Here is a 17,793-nt window from a genome sequence, read left to right on the forward strand (position 1 = left end):
CCGGGCGTTCCCTTAGCGGCAAATCGTACGCGTTTACCCTAATAGAACTATACATGCATAACCATCGGTTATGGTCCATGCCGCAATTGCTATTTGTACGGCGGCCGGCGCAAACGGCATGATGCGCCCCAGATGCCACGTCCAGGGACTCCTCATACCATGCGTATCTTCAGCGCCGGCCTCGGCACCGAAACCAACACCTTCGCGCCGTTGCCGACCAGCATCGACTCGTTCCGCGGCCGGGAATACTATCCCGCCGGCACGCATCCGGACGCGCCGACGTCGCAGGGCGCGCCGCTGTGGGTGGCCCGCAAGCGCTGCGCGCAATCGGGCTGGACGCTCAAGGAAGGCCTGGTCACGACGGCGCAGCCCAGCGGCATCACCACCCGCTCGGCCTACGAAACCCTGCGCGACGAGATCCTGGCCGACCTGCGCGCGGCTTTGCCGGTGGACATCGTGCTGCTGGGCCTGCATGGCGCCATGGTGGCCGATGGCTATGACGACTGCGAAGGCGACCTGCTGGCCCGCGCGCGCGCCATCGTCGGACCCGACGTCGTCATCGGCACCGAACTGGACCCGCACGCCCACCTGACGCCGCTGATGGTACAGAGCGCCGACGTGGTGGTGCTGTACAAGGAATATCCGCACACCGACATCGTGCATTGCGCGGAACAGCTGTTCGACCTGTGCGCCGACAAGGCCCAGGGCCGCACGCGCCCCGTCGCGGCGATGGTCGATTGCCAGATGGTGGTGCCGATGCACACCACGCGCGAACCCGCGCTGGGCTTCGTCAACAAGCTGCGCGCGATGGAAGGCAAGGACGGCGTATTGTCGCTGTCGTTTTCGATGGGCTTCGCCACCGGCGACGTGCCGGAGATGGGCACCAAGGTGCTGGTGTACACCGACGGCGACCAGGCGCGCGCCGACGCGCTGGCGCGCCAACTGGCCGACGAACTGATCGCCAGGCGCGAGCAGCTGCTGGTGAACTACCGCACGGTGGACCAGGCCATCGACGAAGCGCTGGCCTTCGACGGCGGGCCCGTCGTGCTGGCCGACCGCGCCGACAATCCCGGCAGCGGCGCCCCGGGCGACTCCACCTACGTGCTGTCCCGGCTGCTCGAACGTGGCATCCAGAACGCCGCGCTGGGTCCCCTGTGGGACCCGATGGCGGTGCGCATCGCCTTCGACGCGGGCGAAGGCGCGACGCTGCCCATGCGCCTGGGCGGCAAGATCGGCCCTTTGTCCGGCACCCCGGTGGATGCCGACTGTACGGTGCTCGCCCTGCGCCGCGACATGGCCATGACCGGCCTGACCGGCAGTCCCACTTCGATGGGCGATTGCGGCCTGGTGCAGGCCGGCGGCGTGCAGATCGTGCTGGTGTCCAACCGCAACCAGGCCATGAACGTCGATCTGTTCACCCAGCTCGGCTGCGATTTGACGGCGCGCAAGATCGTGGTGGTGAAATCCGCGCAGCATTTCTACGCTTCATTCTCCAAGGTCGCCAGGCACGTGATCTACGTCGGCGCGCCCGGCGTGGCCACGCCGGACTGGAAGACCCTGTCCTACAAGAAGATCCGCATGCCGAAGTGGCCGCTGTAAGGCGGACGGCAGTACGCTCGCATTCTTTCCCAGCCATCGCTAACGGAGCTGTTCCATGAAACGCCGCATCCAAACCGCGCTCGCCGCCATGTCCATGGCCGTCGCCTGCCTTTCCGCAGCCCCCGCCCATGCGGACGGCAAGACCCTGCGGCTGGTGCCTTATGCCGACCTGAAAGTGCTGGACCCTTTCTTCACGACGGCCTACATCACCCGCAACTTCGGTTTCATGGTGTACGACACGCTGTTCGCGCCGGACGCCAAGGGCATCCCGCAGCCGCAGATGGTGGACAGCTACAAGACCGCGCCCGACGGCAAGTCCTGGACCTTCACGCTGCGCGACGGCCTGAAGTTCAGCGACGGCAATCCGGTCAAATCAGCCGACGTGGTGGCCTCGCTGCAGCGCTGGGAAAAGCGCGACAACATCGGCCGCGCCATGGTGGCGGCCGGCGGCAAGTGGGCCGCCGTCGACGACAAGACCTTCACGCTGACGCTGGACCAGCCGTTCGGGCCGGTGCTCGACGGCCTGGCCAAGGTCGCCAGCTATCCGGCCTTCATCATCCCCGAACGCCTGGCGAAGATGCCCGACACCGCGCCGCTGAACGAAGTGGTGGGCTCCGGTCCCTACCTGTTCAAGCGTGACGAATGGGTGCCCGGCAACAAGCTGGTGTTCGTGCGCAATCCCGCTTACGTGGGCCGCAAGGAAGCGCCGTCCGGCCTGGCAGGCAACAAGACATCCCATGTCGATCGCGTCGAATGGGCCATCCTGCCGGACTCCAACAGTTCCATCGCCGCGCTGAAGAACAACGAAGTCGACATGATCGAGGAAGTGCCGCCGGACTACATCGAAACCCTGCGCAGCGACAGCGACATCCACGTCGGGGTGACCGGCAAGTCGCAGGCCTACATCATCATGAACTTCCTGAATCCGCCGTTCGACAAGGTGCAGGCGCGCCAGGCGTTGCGGCATGCCATCGACCAGGAAAAGTTCGTCACCGCGATGGGCTACCCCGCGGATATGCGCATGGACTACTGCGCGACCTATTTCATCTGCGGCAGCCCCAACGACACCAGCGCCGGCGCCGCGCCCTATCGCAAGGTGGATATGACGCTGGCCAAGAAGCTGCTGGCGGAATCCGGCTACAAGGGCGAGAAGATCGCCGTGCTGCTGCCCACCGACGTCGCCTACCTGAACTCCGCCACGCTGGTGGCGATCCAGGCCATGCAGGACCTGGGCATGAACCTGGATATCCAGTCCATGGACTGGGCCACGGAGACCGCGCGCCGCGCCAGCAAGAATCCGGTGGACAAGGGCGGCTGGAGCATCTACCTGTCGTCGGCGGCCGACTACAACGTGAACTCGCCGATCAACAACACCTACCTGGGCGCGGCCTGCGGCAACAGCCTGCCGGGCTGGCCTTGCGACAAGCCGCTGGACGACCTGCGCGCGCAGTGGATTTCGGCCACCGATCCCGCGCAGCGCAAGCAACTGCTGGACAAGTTCCAGGAACGCGCCTACGAGGCCATCCCCTACATCGCCGTCGGCCAGTACAACCGCGTGCACGCGGTGCGCAAGTCCGTGAAGCACAGCGACCTGCTGTGGGGCCTGCCCAACGTGTGGGTGCTGGACAAATAATATGGCCTATGTGATACGGCGCATACTCGCCACCCTGCCCGTCATGGCGGTGGTGGCGGTGATCGTCTTCCTGCTCATCCACCTGTCTCCTGGCGACCCGGCGGCCCTGATCGCCGGCGACCTGGCCACGGCCGAAGACATCCAGCGCCTGCACGTGGCGCTGGGCCTGGACCAGCCCCTGTGGCACCAGTTCTTCCTGTGGGCGGGAAAGCTGTTGCGCGGCGATCTCGGCACGTCGCTGTTCACGCAGGTGCCCGTCACGAGCCTGCTGGCGCAGCGCCTGGAGCCCACGCTGTCGATCGCGCTGCTGACCATGGGACTGTCCATCGTCGTCGCCATCCCGCTGGGCGTGCTGGCCGCATACCGGGCCGGCACGTGGATAGACCGGCTGGTGATGGTGTTCGCGGTGCTGGCGTTTTCGGTGCCGGTCTTCCTGGTCGGCTATCTATTGATCTACGGCTTCGCCGTGCAGCTGCACTGGCTGCCGGTGCAAGGCTATACGCGCCTGGCCAATGGACCATGGCCCTGGCTGCGCAGCCTGATCCTGCCCTGCGTGAACCTTGCCCTGGTGTATATCGCGCTGATCACGCGCATGACCCGCGCCACCGTGCTGGAAGTGCTGCATGAAGACTACATCCGAACGGCCCGCGCCAAGGGGCTGGGCGTGCTGCCGGTGCTGGGCCACGCGCTGCGCAACGCCGCGATCCCCATCGCCACCACGGTGGGCGTGGGCATCGCGCTGCTGATCGGCGGCGTGGTGGTGACCGAAACCGTGTTCGCGATTCCAGGCATAGGCCGGCTGGTGATCGATTCGGTCCAGCACCACGACTATCCGGTGATCCAGAGCGTGCTGCTGCTGTCGGCCGGCGTCTACGTACTGATCAACCTGCTGATCGACCTGAGCTACCGCCTGTTCGATCCACGCATACGCTATTGAAGCGGCTCCAGGAACACAATGTCCGAAAACACTTCCACGACGTCGGCGGTCGATGCGCTGGATCCGCGCCAGCCCGGCCCGCCGCTTGCCGCGGCCGCCATCGACGCGCCGCCCTCGCTGCGCTGGCGCTGGCTGCGCAAGCATCCGACGCTGATCCTGGGTCTGGCGCTGCTGGTCGCCGTCGCCGCGATTTCGCTGGCGGCGCCCTGGATCGCCACGCACAATCCCACCACCATCAATCCCCTGCAACGCCTGAAGCCGCCGTCGGCGGAGCACTGGTTCGGCACCGATGCGCTGGGCCGGGACGTTTTCAGCCGCGCGGTGTGGGGCGGCCGGGTCTCGCTCGTCGTGGCGATCTCGGTGGCCGTGCTGGCCACGGTGCTGGGCGTGGCGCTGGGGCTGATGGCGGGCTTCATGCGCTGGGCCGATTCCATCATCATGCGCGTCATGGACGGCATGATGGCCATCCCGGACATCCTGCTGGCGATCGCCCTGATGGCGGTCATCCGCGCCAGCCTGTCCACGGTCATCCTGGCCATTACCATTCCGCAGGTGCCGCGCGTGGTGCGGCTGGTGCGTTCGCTCGCCCTGACGCTGCGCGAGCAGCTGTTCGTCGAAGCGGCGCATGCCATCGGGACGCGCCTGCCGGTGATCCTGGTGCGCCACGTGCTGCCCAATATCGTGACGCCGCTGGTGGTGCAGGCCACCTTCATCGCCGCCACCGCGGTGCTGACCGAAGCCGTGCTGTCCTTCCTGGGCGTGGGCGTGCCGGCGCAGGTACCCAGCTGGGGCAACATGATGGCGGAAGGGCGCAACTTCGTGGCGGTGGCTTTCACCATCATCCTGTACCCGGGCGCGCTGCTGGCCCTGACGGTGCTGGCGATCAACATGGTCGGCGACGGCCTGCGCGACGCGCTCGATCCGCGCCTGGCGAACCAACTGTGAAGGAATGGCCACGACATGACTGAACAAACGTCGTCCGCGCCGGTCCTGCTGGACGTGGACAATCTTTCGACCTGGTTCGACACGGTGGCCGGGACGGTGAAATCCGTCAACGGCGTGTCCTATCAGGTGCGCGCCGGCCAGACGCTGGGCGTGGTCGGGGAATCCGGCTGCGGCAAGAGCGTGACCGCGCTTTCCATCATGCGCCTGCTGTCCATGCCCCCGGCGCGCTTCGCCGGCGGTGCGGTACGGTATCGCGGCACCAACCTGCTGGACCTCAGCGAAAAGCAGATGCGCGCCATCCGTGGCAACCGGATTTCCATGATCTTCCAGGAGCCGATGACGTCGCTGAATCCGGTGTTGACGGTGGGCCGGCAGATCGCCGAAACCGTCATGGTGCACCAGAAGGTCGGCCGCCGCGAAGCGCTGGCGCGCGCCACGGAAATGCTGCGGCTGGTGCAGATCGCCGAACCGGAACGGCGCGTTAACGAGTATCCCCACCAATTGTCCGGCGGCATGCGCCAGCGCGTGATGATCGCGCTGGCCCTGTCCTGCAATCCCGAAGTCCTGATCGCCGACGAGCCCACCACGGCGCTGGACGTCACCATACAGGCGCAGATCCTGGAGCTGCTGCGCGGCCTGCAGGAAAAACTGGGCATGGGCATCGTCATGATCACCCACGACCTGGGCGTGGTGGCCGAATGCTGCCATCGGGTGGTCGTCATGTATGCGGGCCGCAAGGTCGAAGAAGCGCCGGTGGCCGAGCTGTTCGACCGTCCGCTGCATCCGTATACGCGCGCTTTGATGGCGTCCATGCCGTCGATGAACCACGCGGGGCGCCTGACGGAGATTCCCGGCATGGTGCCGCCGCCGACGCAACTCGGCACGGGCTGCAGCTTTGCCCCGCGCTGTGCGTACGCCAGCGATCGCTGCCGGCGCGAGACGCCGCCCCTGCGTCCGCTGGGCGGCGATCACGTGGTGGCCTGTTTCCATGCGGAACAGGTCGAAGCCACCGTCATGGAAGGAGCGACGGCATGAACAACGCCACGATGACCGCGGCAACGGCCGGCGCCGGCGAACCGCTGCTGCAGGTGCGCGACCTGGTCAAGCATTACCCCGGTTCGTCCAGCTGGCTGGGCCGCAAGCGCCCCACCGTGCAGGCGGTCGACGGCGTGTCCTTCGACCTGGCGCGCGGCGAAACCCTGGCGCTGGTGGGCGAGTCCGGCTGCGGCAAGACCACCACCGGCAAATCCATCCTGCGGCTGATCGAACCCACCTCCGGTTCCGTCAAGCTGGATGGCGAGGATATCGCCCGGCTGGATATCGCGCAGATGCGCGACCGTCGGCGCGATATGCAGATCATCTTCCAGGACCCCTACGCGTCGCTGAATCCGCGCATGAAGGCCGGCGCCATCGTGGCCGAGCCGATGCGCAATTTCAGCGGCCTGCCCGGCCACGCCGCGCGCGAACGCGAAGAACGGGTGGCATGGCTGTTCTCCAAGGTGGGCCTGCGTCCGGAAGCGATGAAGAAGTTTCCGCACGAGTTCTCCGGCGGCCAGCGCCAGCGCCTCGGTATCGCCCGGGCCCTGGCGCTGCGTCCCAAGCTGATCGTCTGCGACGAGCCGGTGTCGGCGCTGGACGTATCGGTGCAGGCGCAGGTCATCAACCTGCTGACCGACCTGCAGGCGGAATTCGGCATCGCCTATCTGTTCGTCGCGCACGACCTCGCAGTGGTGCGGCACATCAGCCATCGGGTCGCGGTCATGTACCTGGGCCAGGTCGTCGAACTGGCGGACCGCGACACCCTGTTCGCGCAGCCGCGCCATCCCTACACGGAAATCCTGCTCTCGGCCGTGCCGGTGCCGAATCCCCACGTACGCAGCCAGCGCAAGCTGCTGCGCGGCGATCCGCCCAGCCCGGCCAATCCGCCCAGCGGCTGCCGTTTCCATACACGTTGCCCGCTGGCGCAGGATATCTGCAAGCGTGAACGGCCGGCGCTGACCCCGCGGCCCGTGTCGGACGGCGCGCCCGGGGCGACGCAGCTGGTGGCCTGCCATTTCCGCTGAGCGCGATCGCCGGTATCCCAGCCTGACCACGCCCGATAACGACCGCCGTCCTGGCCCGCACGGCCGGCGGCGCCAACGAACGGTGAACGCTCGTGAACGAACTACCGGATCTTGCCGGCCAGGATCTCTGCCAGCTGAGCGCGGCGATGGACGCCGGCGCCATCACGTCGGTCCAACTGGTCGACGCCTTTCTGGCGCGCATCGCCGCGCACGACAAGCAGGGCGCCGGCGTCAATGCCTTGACGGCGCTGCTGCCGGACGCGCGCGAGCAGGCGCTGCGGCGCGACCGCGAGCGCGCCGCCGGCCACGTGCGCGGCGCGCTGCATGGCCTGCCCATCGTGGTCAAGGACAACATCGACGTGTCGGGCCTGCCCACCACGGCCGGCTGCGCGGCGCTGCTGGATCACCGGCCCGCCCGTGACGCCGAAGTCGTGCGCCGCCTGCGCGAGGCCGGCGCCGTGGTCCTCGGCAAGGCCAATATGTCGGAAATGGCGTGTTCCAACGGGCGCTACGGCTATAGCTCGCTGGCCGGCCTGACCTTGAATCCCTGGAACCTGGGACGCAATGCGGCAGGGTCGAGCAGCGGCAGCGCGGCGGCGGTCGCGGCGGGCTTCGCGCCGGCCGCGCTGGGCACGGACAGCTTCGGCTCCGTGCGCGCGCCCGCCTGCGTGACGGGGCTGGTCGGCCTGCGGCCGACGCACGGCCTGGTGCCGCTGGACGGCGTGCTGCCGCTGGCCTTGTCCTTCGACACCGTGGGCCCGATGACCCGCGGCGTGCGGGACGCGGCGATGCTGCTGGACGTCATGGCGGACGCCCGGCCGGGCGCCGGCGACGGCGACGGCGGCTGCACAGCAGCCCTGCGCGCCGGCATCGATGCGGCGCGCGACGTCCGCATAGGCGTGCTGGTCGACTACCCCGGACAGGACGACGAAGTGCGCGCCGTCCTGCAAGACGCGCAGGCGATGCTGCGCGAACTGGGCGCCACCCTGGTGCCGCTTGCACTGCCCGCGCCGCCTGCCGACGCGCTGGACGCGCGGCCCGACGCAAGCCTTCCGGGCGCGGCGACCGCGGCCGGATCCGCCTACCTGCACACCCTCTATCCCGGCCTGCTCGCCCCGCTGGCCGAGGCCGAATGGCCCGCGCAGCTGGATGCCTACCTGGCGGCCGGCGTCGGCGGCGGGCCGCGCGATATGGCGCGCCTGGTGGCGGCGGCGCAAGCCTGGTCCGCCGCGCACCCCGACCGCGAGGTCAATCCCCGCACCCTGGCCGGCATGCGGCGCGCGCTCGACCAAGCGCGCACGCGGACCGCCGCGCAGCGGGCGCGGTCCGAAGACGCACTGGCCGCCTATCGCGCCGCGATCGTGCAATGCTTTCAGGACGGCAGGCTGGACGCCCTGCTGTTCCCCACGCTGTCCTGCCCCGCCTCGCCGCGCTACGACCGCCCGGATCCGGACTACGTGGTCCACCCCGGCAACGCATACGCCGGCCTTTACGTCGCCAGCGCCGCCGGCCTGCCGGAAATCAGTGTCCCGGCCGGCATGGCCCGCGCCGGCGTGCCGATCGGACTTTCGTTCATGGGCGCGCCGCATGGCGAGGCCGGCCTGCTACGCCTGGCGCATGCCTTCGAGCAGGCGCGCGGTTTCCGGGCGGACGGTGCTAGAGCAGCTTTCCCGGATTCATCAGCTGATCCGGGTCCAGCGCGCGCTTGATCATCAGCATCAAGTCCATTTCGACCGTGGACTTGTAGCGCCGCAGCTCGTCGCGCCGCAGTTGGCCGACGCCATGCTCGGCGCTGATGCTGCCGCCGCGCTGCACGACCAGATCGTGCACGCAGCGGTTCAGGCCCGCCGTCAGATGGACGTATTCCTCATGCGGAACGTCCAGCGGCAGCAGCACGTTGTAATGCAGGTTCCCATCCCCCACGTGTCCGAAGTTCACGATGGGCAGGCCCGGGAATTCGCGCGCCACCGCGGCATCGGCCTCCTTGATGAAGGCCGACAGGCGCGAGATCGGCAAGGCGATGTCGTGCTTGACCGCCTTGCCGGCCCGCACCTGCGCCTGCGAAATGCCTTCGCGCAGGCGCCACATGGCCTTGGCCTGGGACTCGTTCGCCGCGATCGCCGCGTCGGCGATGAGGCCTTCTTCGAGCGGCCCCGCCAGCGACTGCTCCAGCAGTTCCGCCAGTCCTTCGGGCGCCGCGTCCGACAGTTCGATCAGGGCATGGCAGGCATGCTCGCCCGCAAGGGGACAGGCCGCGCCGCTGACATGCCGGGAAACCAATCCCACGCAATACGCGGACATCATCTCGAAGGCCGTCAGGCGTTCGCCGCAGCGCGCCTGCAGCCGCGTCAACAGCGACACCACGGCATCGCAGGATTCCGCGCCCACCCAGGCCGTCACGCGTCCTTGCGGGCGCGGATAGAGCTTGAGCACCGCGCCGGTGATGATGCCCAGCGTCCCTTCCGAGCCGATGAACAGCCCGCGCAGGTCGTAGCCGGTGTTGTCCTTGCGCAGCCCGCGCAGGCCGCTCCACACGCGGCCGTCCGGCAGCACCACTTCCAGCCCAAGCGCCAGGTCGCGCGTGTTGCCATAGCGCAGGACCGCCGTGCCGCCGGCGTTGGTGGCCAGGTTGCCGCCTATCGTGCAGCTGCCTTCGGCGCCCAGGCTCAGCGGAAAGTGGCGTCCCGCGTCGCGCGCGGCGTTCTGCACGTCGGCCAGCAGCACGCCGGCGTCGACGGTGATCGTATTGTTGACCGTGTCCACTTCGCGGATGCGCTTCATGCGGTTCAGGCTGAGGATGACCTGCGCGCCGCTATCGTCCGGCGCCGCGCCCCCGCTCATGCCCGTATTGCCGCCCTGCGGCACGACCGGCGTGCCGCTCTGGCGGCATAGGCGCATGACGGCGGCGACCTCGGTCGTATTGCGCGGCCTGACGACCACCGGCGTGCGGCCGCGCCATTTGCGCAGCCAGTCTTCCACGTAGGGCGCCTGTGCCGCTTCGTCCAGCACCAGGCCGTCGTCGCCCACCACGTGGGCCAGGCGGCGGATCAGTTCGCTATCCATGCCTAGCGCGCCGCGGAACCCAGCAGGATGCGCGCGATCGCCATGCCCGCCGCGGCCTGGGTCGGTTCGACCACCGGCAGCCCGATTTCCGCCTGCAGCCACTCGCGATACGCCGCCATGCCGGCGCAGCCGAGCACGATGACGTCGGCCTGGTGCGTGTCGCGCAGCTGCCGTCCCACATCCGCCAACCGCGCGCGCGTGCGGTCGGCGTCCGCCAGTTCCACCACGCCCAGGCCCAGCGGCAGTTCCGCCGCGATGCGGCCGGCGACGCCCATGGCGCCGAACATGCGTCCGTGGCGCGGGATCGATTGCCGCAGGATCGCGATGACGCCCACCCGCTGGCCCTGCGTCATCGCCGTCAGGACGCCGCATTCGCTGATGCCCAGCACCGGCTTGGCGGTCGCTTCCCGCACCGCGTGCAGGCCCGGATCGCTGAAGCAGGCAATGACGTAACCGGCCGCCGCGTCGCCGTGCTCGCGGTCCAGCCCCTGCACCAGCCGCACCAGCGGCAGGGTGACGCTTTCGACGTCCAGCTGCGTCTGGATCCCGGCCGGGCCTTCGCGCAGCGTCAGGCATTCGATGCGCGGCCCGCCGGGCACGCGCAGGGCTTGCAGGCCGGCATCGAAAGCATCGGTGACCGCCTGGGTAGAATTCGGGTTGATGACGTACAGCGTCCGTTCCATGGCTTTCCTTGCGCGACAGAGCTGGCTGGGGATACCTGGGCGAGTCTAGCAGCGGGCCGGCGGCAGGCTGCAATGTCATTTTGTCGGCCCCGCTTAACATGTTGTTATGGCGCGCGGCGCCGCCGTCCTTCCCTCGACCCCTAACGCAATGTTGCTCAATCTCAGGCAGATCGAAGTATTCCGCGCCGTCATGACCACCGGCTCGATCAGCGGCGCGGCCAAGCTGCTGTTCGTGTCCCAGCCGGCCGTCAGCCGCCTGCTGGCGCATACCGAGCAGCGCCTGGGATTCAGCCTGTTCGAGCGCATCAAGGGGCGCCTCTACCCCACGCCGGAAGCGCGACAGCTGTTCCGCGAGGTGGAAAACGTCTACGCCGGCGTGCGCCGCGTGGGCGAGCTCGCCGGCGAACTGGCCGAGCGCCGGACCGGGATCCTGCACGTGGTGTCCAGCCCCAGCATCGGCCACATGCTGATCCCCCTGGCGATTTCGGCCTTCCGGGCCGAGCACGAGGACGTCAAGGTGACCTTCCAGGCGCTGTCCTTCCGGCCGCTGACCCAGATGCTGCTGGACAACCGCGCGGAGATCGGCGTGGTGATCCTGCCCGCCCAGCATCCCAACCTGGTCGCCCAGCCCATCGGCGAAGCGCGGCTGGTCTGCATCTGCCCCTACAACCATCCGCTGGCGCACCGGTCCATGCTGACCATCCAGGATCTGCTGCCCTACCCGCTGATCTCCTATGGCGTCGATACGCCCTTCGGTGCCCTGGTCGAACAGATGTACCAGGAAGCCGGGGAGCCGCGGCGGCTGGCGGTGGAAGTCAGCTCGCCGCAGAACGCCTGCTCCCTGGTACAGGCCGGCGCCGGCATCGCCATCGTCGACGAGTTCTCCGTGCGCAGCCGCACGTCCGGCGAATTCGTGGTGCGGCCCATCGCCCAGTCCAAGGTCCTGACGGCCAGCTTGCTGCAATCGCGCTTCGAGCCCCTGTCCCAGCTGGCGCAGGACTTCGTGGATACCCTGCGCAAGACCATGCGGAACCAGGGTTTCGAGATGGCATCCGGGCAAACCCGAAATTAACGGCGTGTTATAGGTCGCCAATAAAAAAACAAGTGGAGTTCTGCGGGACTGCCTTTAGGATGGTCATCCATGCCCGGCGCGGCTTGCCGGGCGTCCGACCGACCTGGAGACGAAATGACCGCCGCCCCCGACGCCCACGGCGTTTTCACCATCTGCCCGACGCCGTTCGACGATGCCTTGCAGGTCGACACCGACAGCATACGCAGCCTGGTGGATTTCCTGCTGCCCACCGGCATCAAGGGCCTGGCGGTGCTCGGCTTCCTGGGCGAACTGCATAAGCTGTCCTCGGCCGAACGCCGGCTGGTGCTGAAGACCTTCGTCGACCATGCGAACGGCCGCGTGCCGGTATGGGTGGGCGTGCGCGGCCTGGGCATCGCCGGCGCCATCGAACAGGCGCGCGAGGCCCAGGAACTGGGCGCCGCCGCGGTATTCGCCGCGCCGCTGGACAACGCCAGCGACGCCGTGCTGTTCGATTACTACAAGGCGGTCGCGCAGGCCGTCAGCATCCCGGTCGTCATCCACGACTTTCCCGACTCCTTCGGCACCGAGATCCGTCCCGAACTCGTGGCGCGGCTGGCGCGCGAAGGCGGCGTGCACGCGATCAAGATGGAAGAACCGCCGGTCGGCCAGAAGATCACGCGCATCCGCGAGCTGTGCGGCGACGCGCCGATGAAGATCTTCGGCGGCCTGGGCGGCGTGTATTTCCTGGAAGAACTGCAACGCGGCGCGGCGGGAACGATGACCGGCTTCGCCTTCCCCGAAATCCTGGCCGCGATCTACGACAGGCACGCGGCGGGCGACGCCGCCGGCGCCGCCGCGATCTTCGACCGCTACTGCCCCCTGATACGCTACGAATTCCAGCCCAAGATCGGGCTGGCGCTGCGCAAGTACATCTACCAGCGTCGCGGCGCCATCCGCAGCAACGCCCTGCGATCGCCCGGCATGCGCATGGACCCGGTCACCGCCACGGAACTGGAAGCCACCGTCCGCCGCGTCGGCTTGTCGCTGGATGTCGCCGGCGCGCAGCGCATCGCATGAACACCCCGCATCCCGAACAAGGAATCAGCCCCATGGCCGCGTCCGGCGAATTCGATCTGACCATACGCAATGGCCGCATCAGCACGGCGTCCGATACCTTCCATGCCGACATCGGCATACGCAACGGCGTCATCGCCGCCGTCGCGCAAAACCTGGCGCCCGGCCGCGAGGACATCGACGCCAGCGGCCGCTGGGTGCTGCCCGGCGGCATCGACAGCCACTGCCACGTCGAGCAGCTGTCGGGCATGGGCGTCATGTGCGCCGACGACTTCTACAGCGCCACGGTGTCGGCGGCCTTCGGCGGCACCACGACCATCATCCCCTTCGCCGCGCAGCATCGCGGCAACGCCATACCGGAAGTCGTCGCCGACTATCACCGCCGCGCGGCGGAAAAGGCCGTCATCGACTACGGCTTTCACCTGATCCTGTCGGATCCCACGGAGCAGGCGCTCAGGCACGACCTGCCGCAATTGATCCGCGATGGCGTCAGCTCGTTCAAGGTCTACATGACCTATGACCGCCTGAAGCTGGACGATTACCAGCTGCTGGACGTGCTGGAAGTCGCGGACCGCGAAGGCGCGCTGGTGATGGTGCATGCCGAAAACAACGACATGATCCGCTGGATCGCCCGCCGGCTGGTGGAGCGCGGCATGACCGCGCCCAAGTACCACGCCGTGGCGCACGACCCCATCGCGGAAAGCGAAGCGACCCACCGCGCCGTCGCGCTGGCGCGGTTGATGGACGTGCCGCTGCTGATCGTGCACGTGGCCGGCCTGGAGGCGGTGCGGGTGATCCATTCCTCGCAGTCGCTGGGCCTGCCCATCCTGGCGGAAAGCTGCCCGCAGTACCTGTTCCTGACGCAGGACGACCTGGATCGCGACGGCCTGGAAGGCGCCAAGTATTGCTGCAGCCCGCCGCCGCGTGACGCGGCCTCGCAGCAGGCGGTATGGGACGGCCTGCTGGACGGCACCCTGCAGATGTATTCGTCCGACCACGCGCCCTACCGCTTCGACGCCAGCGGCAAGCTGCCCAAGGGCGACCAGACCACCTTCAAGGACATGGCCAACGGCGTGCCGGGGCTGGAGTTGCGCATGCCGCTGCTGTTTTCCGAAGGCGTGCTGACGGGCCGCATGACGATAGAACGCTTCGTGGCCGTGACGTCCACCAACCATGCCCGCACCTACGGCCTGCATCCGCGCAAGGGCACGATCGCGGTGGGCGCCGACGCCGACGTCGCGATATGGAACCCCGAACGGGAAGTGCGCATCAGCGCCGGCATGCTGCACGACCAGGTGGGCTACACGCCTTACGAAGGCCGCACGGTGCGCGGCTGGCCGGAGATCGTCACCAGCCGCGGCCGCGTCGTGGTGCGGGACGGCGACCTGCGCGTCGAACGCGGCAGCGGCCAGTTCCTGAAGCGCGGCACGCCTGAACCCGTGCTGCGCCAGCGCCTGAATGGCAATCCCAACAGCATCATGCGCAAGTTTTTCTCCCAAGACGCCTGAGAGCGCCCGGGTTTTCACACACAACCATACGAGACGCCCCTACGACCTGCCCCACTACTTGCCCTTACGACCTGCCAGCCAGGCCGCCTTTTTCAAGGACCGAACCATGACACGCACCGCCTTCCCGACGACCGCCATCCGCATGGCCGGCTTCCTGCTCGCCGCCGCCTGCTGCGGCACGGCCTGGAGCGCCCAGCCCCTGGTCACCGGCGTGGACGCGACCTTCGCTCCACATGCCATGCCGAAGCTGGGGGGCGGCCTGCAGGGGTTCAACATCGACCTGGGCGAAGCGCTGGCCAAGCAGCTGGGCACCACCGTCAATATCGAAGGCACGGAGTACTCGGCGCTGATCCCGGGGCTCAACGCCAAGAAATACGATTTCGTGCTGGCGCCAACGACGGCCACGCCGGAACGCGCCAAGTCGCTGCTGTTCTCGGAAGGCTATCTGAACACCGACTACACCTTCCTGGTGGCCAAGTCCAAGCCCGACATCACCGGCCTGCAGGACCTGAAGGGCAAGACCATCGCGGTGAACAAGGGTTCGGCGTATGAAAGCTGGGCCCACGACAACGCCGAGAAGTACGGCTTCAAGTACGACGTCTACGCGAGCAACGCCGACGCGGTGCAGGCCGTGCAATCCGGCCGCGCCGATGCCAACCTGGCCGGCAATACGGTCACCGCCTGGGCGGCCAAGCAGAACCCGGCCGTGAAGGCCACCTACACCATCCAGACCGGCCTGGTGTGGGCGCTGGCCTTCCGCAAGGACGACAAGGCCGGCCGCGACAGGATTTCCACCGCGCTCAAATGCCTGAAGCAGAATGGCACCGTATCGGCGCTGGCGCAGAAGTGGTTCGGCTTCAAGCCGGCGGAAGGCTCCGCCGCCGCCACTGTAGGCGTAGGCCAGGGCGTGCCCGGCCTGGAAGGCTACGACCCGACCCCCGTGAAGCTGCAGTGCTGATATGGAACGTCCTATCTTGCGTCTGGTGGGGCTACACAAGTCCTACGGACAGAATGCGGTCCTGAAGGGCGTCGACCTGGATGTGCGGCGCGGCGAGCTGGTCTTCATCATCGGGCCTTCCGGGTCCGGCAAGAGCAGCCTGCTGCGGTGCTGCAACCAGCTGGAATCGGCCACGTCCGGCCAGATCGTGGTGGACGGCGACGTCATCACCGCGCATGGCGCCGACCTGAACCGCATCCGGCAGAACATCGGCATGGTGTTCCAGCACTTCAATCTGTACCGCCACATGACCGCGCTGGGCAACGTCACGCTCGCCCTGCGCAAGGTGCAGAAGCTTAGCCGCGCGCAGGCCGACGAGCGCGGCCTGGAAGCGCTGCGGCGCGTGGGCATGGCCGATCGCGGCGACGCCTATCCGGACCAGTTGTCAGGCGGCCAGCAGCAGCGCGTCGGCATCGCGCGGGCGCTGGCGCTGCGGCCGAAAATCGTGCTGTTCGACGAACCCACCAGCGCGCTGGATCCCGAACTGGTCGGCGGCGTGCTGAACGTCATGCGCGAGCTGAAGCGCGACGGCATGACCATGGTCGTGGTCAGCCACGAGATGGCGTTCGCGCGCGCCGCCGCCGACCGGGTGGTCTTCATGGACGGCGGCGTGATCGTCGAACAAGGTCCGCCGGAACAGGTCTTCGGCGCGCCCACGCATCCGCGCACGCGCAGCTTCCTGGCGCACCTGTCCGACCACGGCGCCGGCGCGGCGGACAGCCAGGCGGCCTGAGCGCCCGGTTCCTTCCGCCCCCCGCCCAATCCCGCCAGGAGCCGCCACGAGCCCGCCGCCATGGACCTGAAAGCCTTCGCCTTTTCCTTTTTCAACGCCGACGTCGCGTGGCGCTACCTGCCCGACATCCTGGCCGGCATGTGGGTCACGCTGCAGCTGGGCGTGGCCGTCGCCGTCAGCGGGCTCGCGCTGGGCTTCGTCCTGGCCGTGCTGCGCGCCCTGCACCTGCGCGCGCTGAACGTCGCGATCATCTGCTTCGCCGATATCCTGCGCGCCCTGCCGCCGCTGGTGGTGATCATGGTGCTGTTCTTCGCCTTCCCGTACATCAACCTGGCCATGTCGGCCTTCACCGCGACCTGGCTTTCGCTGACGCTGGTGCTGGCCGCCTTCGCGGAAGAAATCTTCTGGGCGGGCATCCTGTCGGTGCCGCGCGGCCAGGCCGAAGCCGCGCGCGCCACCGGCCTGGGCTGGATGCAGACCATGCTCCACGTCGTCATGCCGCAGGCGACCCGGCTGACCGTGGCGCCGTTGACCAACCGGCTGATCGCCATCACCAAGAGCACCGCGCTGGGATCGGTGGTGGGCTTGAGCGAAGTCCTGAACAACGCACAGTCGGCCAGCAGCAACGCCGGCAACGCCACCCCGCTGACCCTGGGCGCCATCGCCTGCCTGGCCATCTTCATCCCCGTCGTGCTGCTGGGACGCTGGGTCGAAACGCGGTTCCGCTGGAAGAGCTGAATCCGGGAATCCCGCGCCCCCCTTACGCGTATCGCCATCGCCCACGCGGCACCAAGACAGGCATGCCATAGACCATGGACCAACTACTGCAGAACTTCTTCAACCTGGACATCTACATCAGCGTCGCGCCCTACCTGTTGGTGGGCCTGGGCCGCACGCTGCTGTTGTCGGCCATCGTCATTCCGGTGGGCCTGGCATCCGGGCTGGCGATCGGCGTGCTGTCCATCACGCTGAAGCGGCGTTGGACGCGCTTCCTGCTGGCCGTCTACATCGATTTCTTCCGCGCCCTGCCGCCGCTGGTATTGCTGATTTTCATCTACTTCGGCGCGCCCTTCCTGGGCCTGGACCTGCCCAAGCTGCTGGCGGTGGCCATCGGATTCATGCTGAACAACTCGTCCTACTACGGCGAGGTCTTCCGTGCCGGCCTGGAAAGCGTGCCGCGCGGCCAGGTCGAGGCCGCCAGGTCCACGGGCCTGAGCGCCGCGCAAACGCTGTGGTACGTACAGATTCCGCAGGCCGCGCGCAACGTCATGCCCGACCTGATCAGCAATACGCTGGAAGTGGTCAAGCTGACCACGCTGGCCAGCGCCGTGGCCTTGCCGGAGCTGCTGCGCGTCGCGCGCGACGCACAGTCGCTGGTCTACAACCCATCGCCCATCGTGCTGGCCGCGCTGTTCTATCTGGTGCTGCTGTGGCCGGTCGTGCGCTTGCTGAGCCGGCTGGAACATCGGCACCTGGGCGCGCGCTGAATGCTGGCGAGGCCGCCTGTCTGGCCCGACCAGGCTGG

At 68.0% G+C, this 17,793-nt stretch carries 16 protein-coding genes; 14 read left to right on the plus strand and 2 right to left on the minus strand.

Translation table 11 applies throughout. The annotated features are described in order from the left end of the window. The first annotated feature begins 159 nt into the window (after positions 1-159). The 7 genes from CAL26_RS22895 (at position 160) to CAL26_RS22925 (ending at position 8,886) form a co-directional block, all read left to right on the plus strand. Entirely contained in the window at positions 160-1,599 is a 1,440-nt protein-coding gene (locus CAL26_RS22895; protein ID WP_094848989.1) for a M81 family metallopeptidase, read from the plus strand. A gap of 55 nt (positions 1,600-1,654) precedes the next feature. Further along, positions 1,655-3,232, plus strand: coding sequence for an ABC transporter substrate-binding protein (locus CAL26_RS22900; protein WP_094848990.1), 1,578 nt, complete (start codon positions 1,655-1,657; stop codon positions 3,230-3,232). A 1-nt stretch (position 3,233) separates the two neighbouring features. Continuing rightward, positions 3,234-4,169 carry an ABC transporter permease gene (locus tag CAL26_RS22905; protein ID WP_094848991.1) on the plus strand — a complete coding sequence of 312 codons (936 nt, stop codon included), beginning with the start codon at positions 3,234-3,236 and terminating at the stop codon, positions 4,167-4,169. Positions 4,170-4,187: 18 nt separating this feature from the next. After that, entirely contained in the window at positions 4,188-5,114 is a 927-nt protein-coding gene (locus CAL26_RS22910) for an ABC transporter permease (RefSeq protein ID WP_094848992.1), read from the plus strand. Between the two features lie 15 nt (positions 5,115-5,129). Continuing rightward, entirely contained in the window at positions 5,130-6,149 is a 1,020-nt protein-coding gene (locus CAL26_RS22915) for an ABC transporter ATP-binding protein (RefSeq protein WP_094848993.1), read from the plus strand. Then, complete coding sequence (locus CAL26_RS22920; protein WP_256988568.1) at positions 6,146-7,177, plus strand: ABC transporter ATP-binding protein; 1,032 nt, start codon at positions 6,146-6,148, stop codon at positions 7,175-7,177. Before CAL26_RS22915 ends, CAL26_RS22920 begins: the two co-directional genes overlap by 4 nt. Positions 7,178-7,269: 92 nt before the next feature. Further along, complete coding sequence (locus CAL26_RS22925; protein ID WP_256988569.1) at positions 7,270-8,886, plus strand: amidase; 1,617 nt, start codon at positions 7,270-7,272, stop codon at positions 8,884-8,886. Here the strand turns inward: CAL26_RS22925 and CAL26_RS22930 are convergent. Both CAL26_RS22930 and CAL26_RS22935 read right to left on the minus strand, forming a co-directional pair. Then, positions 8,834-10,240 (minus strand): FAD-binding oxidoreductase, encoded by a 1,407-nt coding sequence (locus CAL26_RS22930; RefSeq protein WP_094848995.1) that lies wholly within the window; start codon positions 10,238-10,240, stop codon positions 8,834-8,836. The genes CAL26_RS22925 and CAL26_RS22930 overlap by 53 nt on opposite strands. A 2-nt stretch (positions 10,241-10,242) precedes the next feature. Next, a complete protein-coding gene (locus CAL26_RS22935; RefSeq protein WP_094848996.1) occupies positions 10,243-10,923 on the minus strand; it encodes an aspartate/glutamate racemase family protein in 681 nt (226 codons plus the stop codon). Between the two features lie 148 nt (positions 10,924-11,071). Here CAL26_RS22935 and CAL26_RS22940 point away from each other — a divergent pair, with 148 nt between their 5' ends. The 7 genes from CAL26_RS22940 to CAL26_RS22970 all read left to right on the plus strand — a co-directional run bounded on the left by CAL26_RS22940 (position 11,072) and on the right by CAL26_RS22970 (position 17,755). After that, entirely contained in the window at positions 11,072-11,995 is a 924-nt protein-coding gene (locus CAL26_RS22940; protein ID WP_094848997.1) for a LysR substrate-binding domain-containing protein, read from the plus strand. Positions 11,996-12,109: 114 nt separating this feature from the next. Continuing rightward, positions 12,110-13,033, plus strand: coding sequence for a dihydrodipicolinate synthase family protein (locus tag CAL26_RS22945; RefSeq protein WP_086066921.1), 924 nt, complete (start codon positions 12,110-12,112; stop codon positions 13,031-13,033). Then, the gene (gene hydA, locus CAL26_RS22950; RefSeq protein WP_256988570.1) at positions 13,030-14,538 is read left to right on the plus strand and encodes a dihydropyrimidinase; all 1,509 of its coding nucleotides are present in this window, start codon (positions 13,030-13,032) and stop codon (positions 14,536-14,538) included. Before CAL26_RS22945 ends, hydA begins: the two co-directional genes overlap by 4 nt. Positions 14,539-14,644: 106 nt before the next feature. Next, positions 14,645-15,496, plus strand: coding sequence for a transporter substrate-binding domain-containing protein (locus CAL26_RS22955; RefSeq protein ID WP_094848999.1), 852 nt, complete (start codon positions 14,645-14,647; stop codon positions 15,494-15,496). A gap of 1 nt (position 15,497) precedes the next feature. Further along, the gene (locus CAL26_RS22960) at positions 15,498-16,268 is read left to right on the plus strand and encodes an amino acid ABC transporter ATP-binding protein (protein ID WP_094849000.1); all 771 of its coding nucleotides are present in this window, start codon (positions 15,498-15,500) and stop codon (positions 16,266-16,268) included. A gap of 60 nt (positions 16,269-16,328) precedes the next feature. Then, positions 16,329-17,006, plus strand: a complete 678-nt coding sequence (locus CAL26_RS22965; RefSeq protein ID WP_179283458.1) for an amino acid ABC transporter permease — start codon at positions 16,329-16,331, stop codon at positions 17,004-17,006. Positions 17,007-17,080: 74 nt separating this feature from the next. Beyond that, positions 17,081-17,755 (plus strand): amino acid ABC transporter permease, encoded by a 675-nt coding sequence (locus CAL26_RS22970; protein WP_094849001.1) that lies wholly within the window; start codon positions 17,081-17,083, stop codon positions 17,753-17,755. The last annotated feature ends 38 nt before the right edge of the window (positions 17,756-17,793 follow it).

It is taken from the genome of Bordetella genomosp. 9 (assembly GCF_002261425.1).
Classification (GTDB): Bacteria; Pseudomonadota; Gammaproteobacteria; order Burkholderiales; family Burkholderiaceae_B; genus Bordetella_C.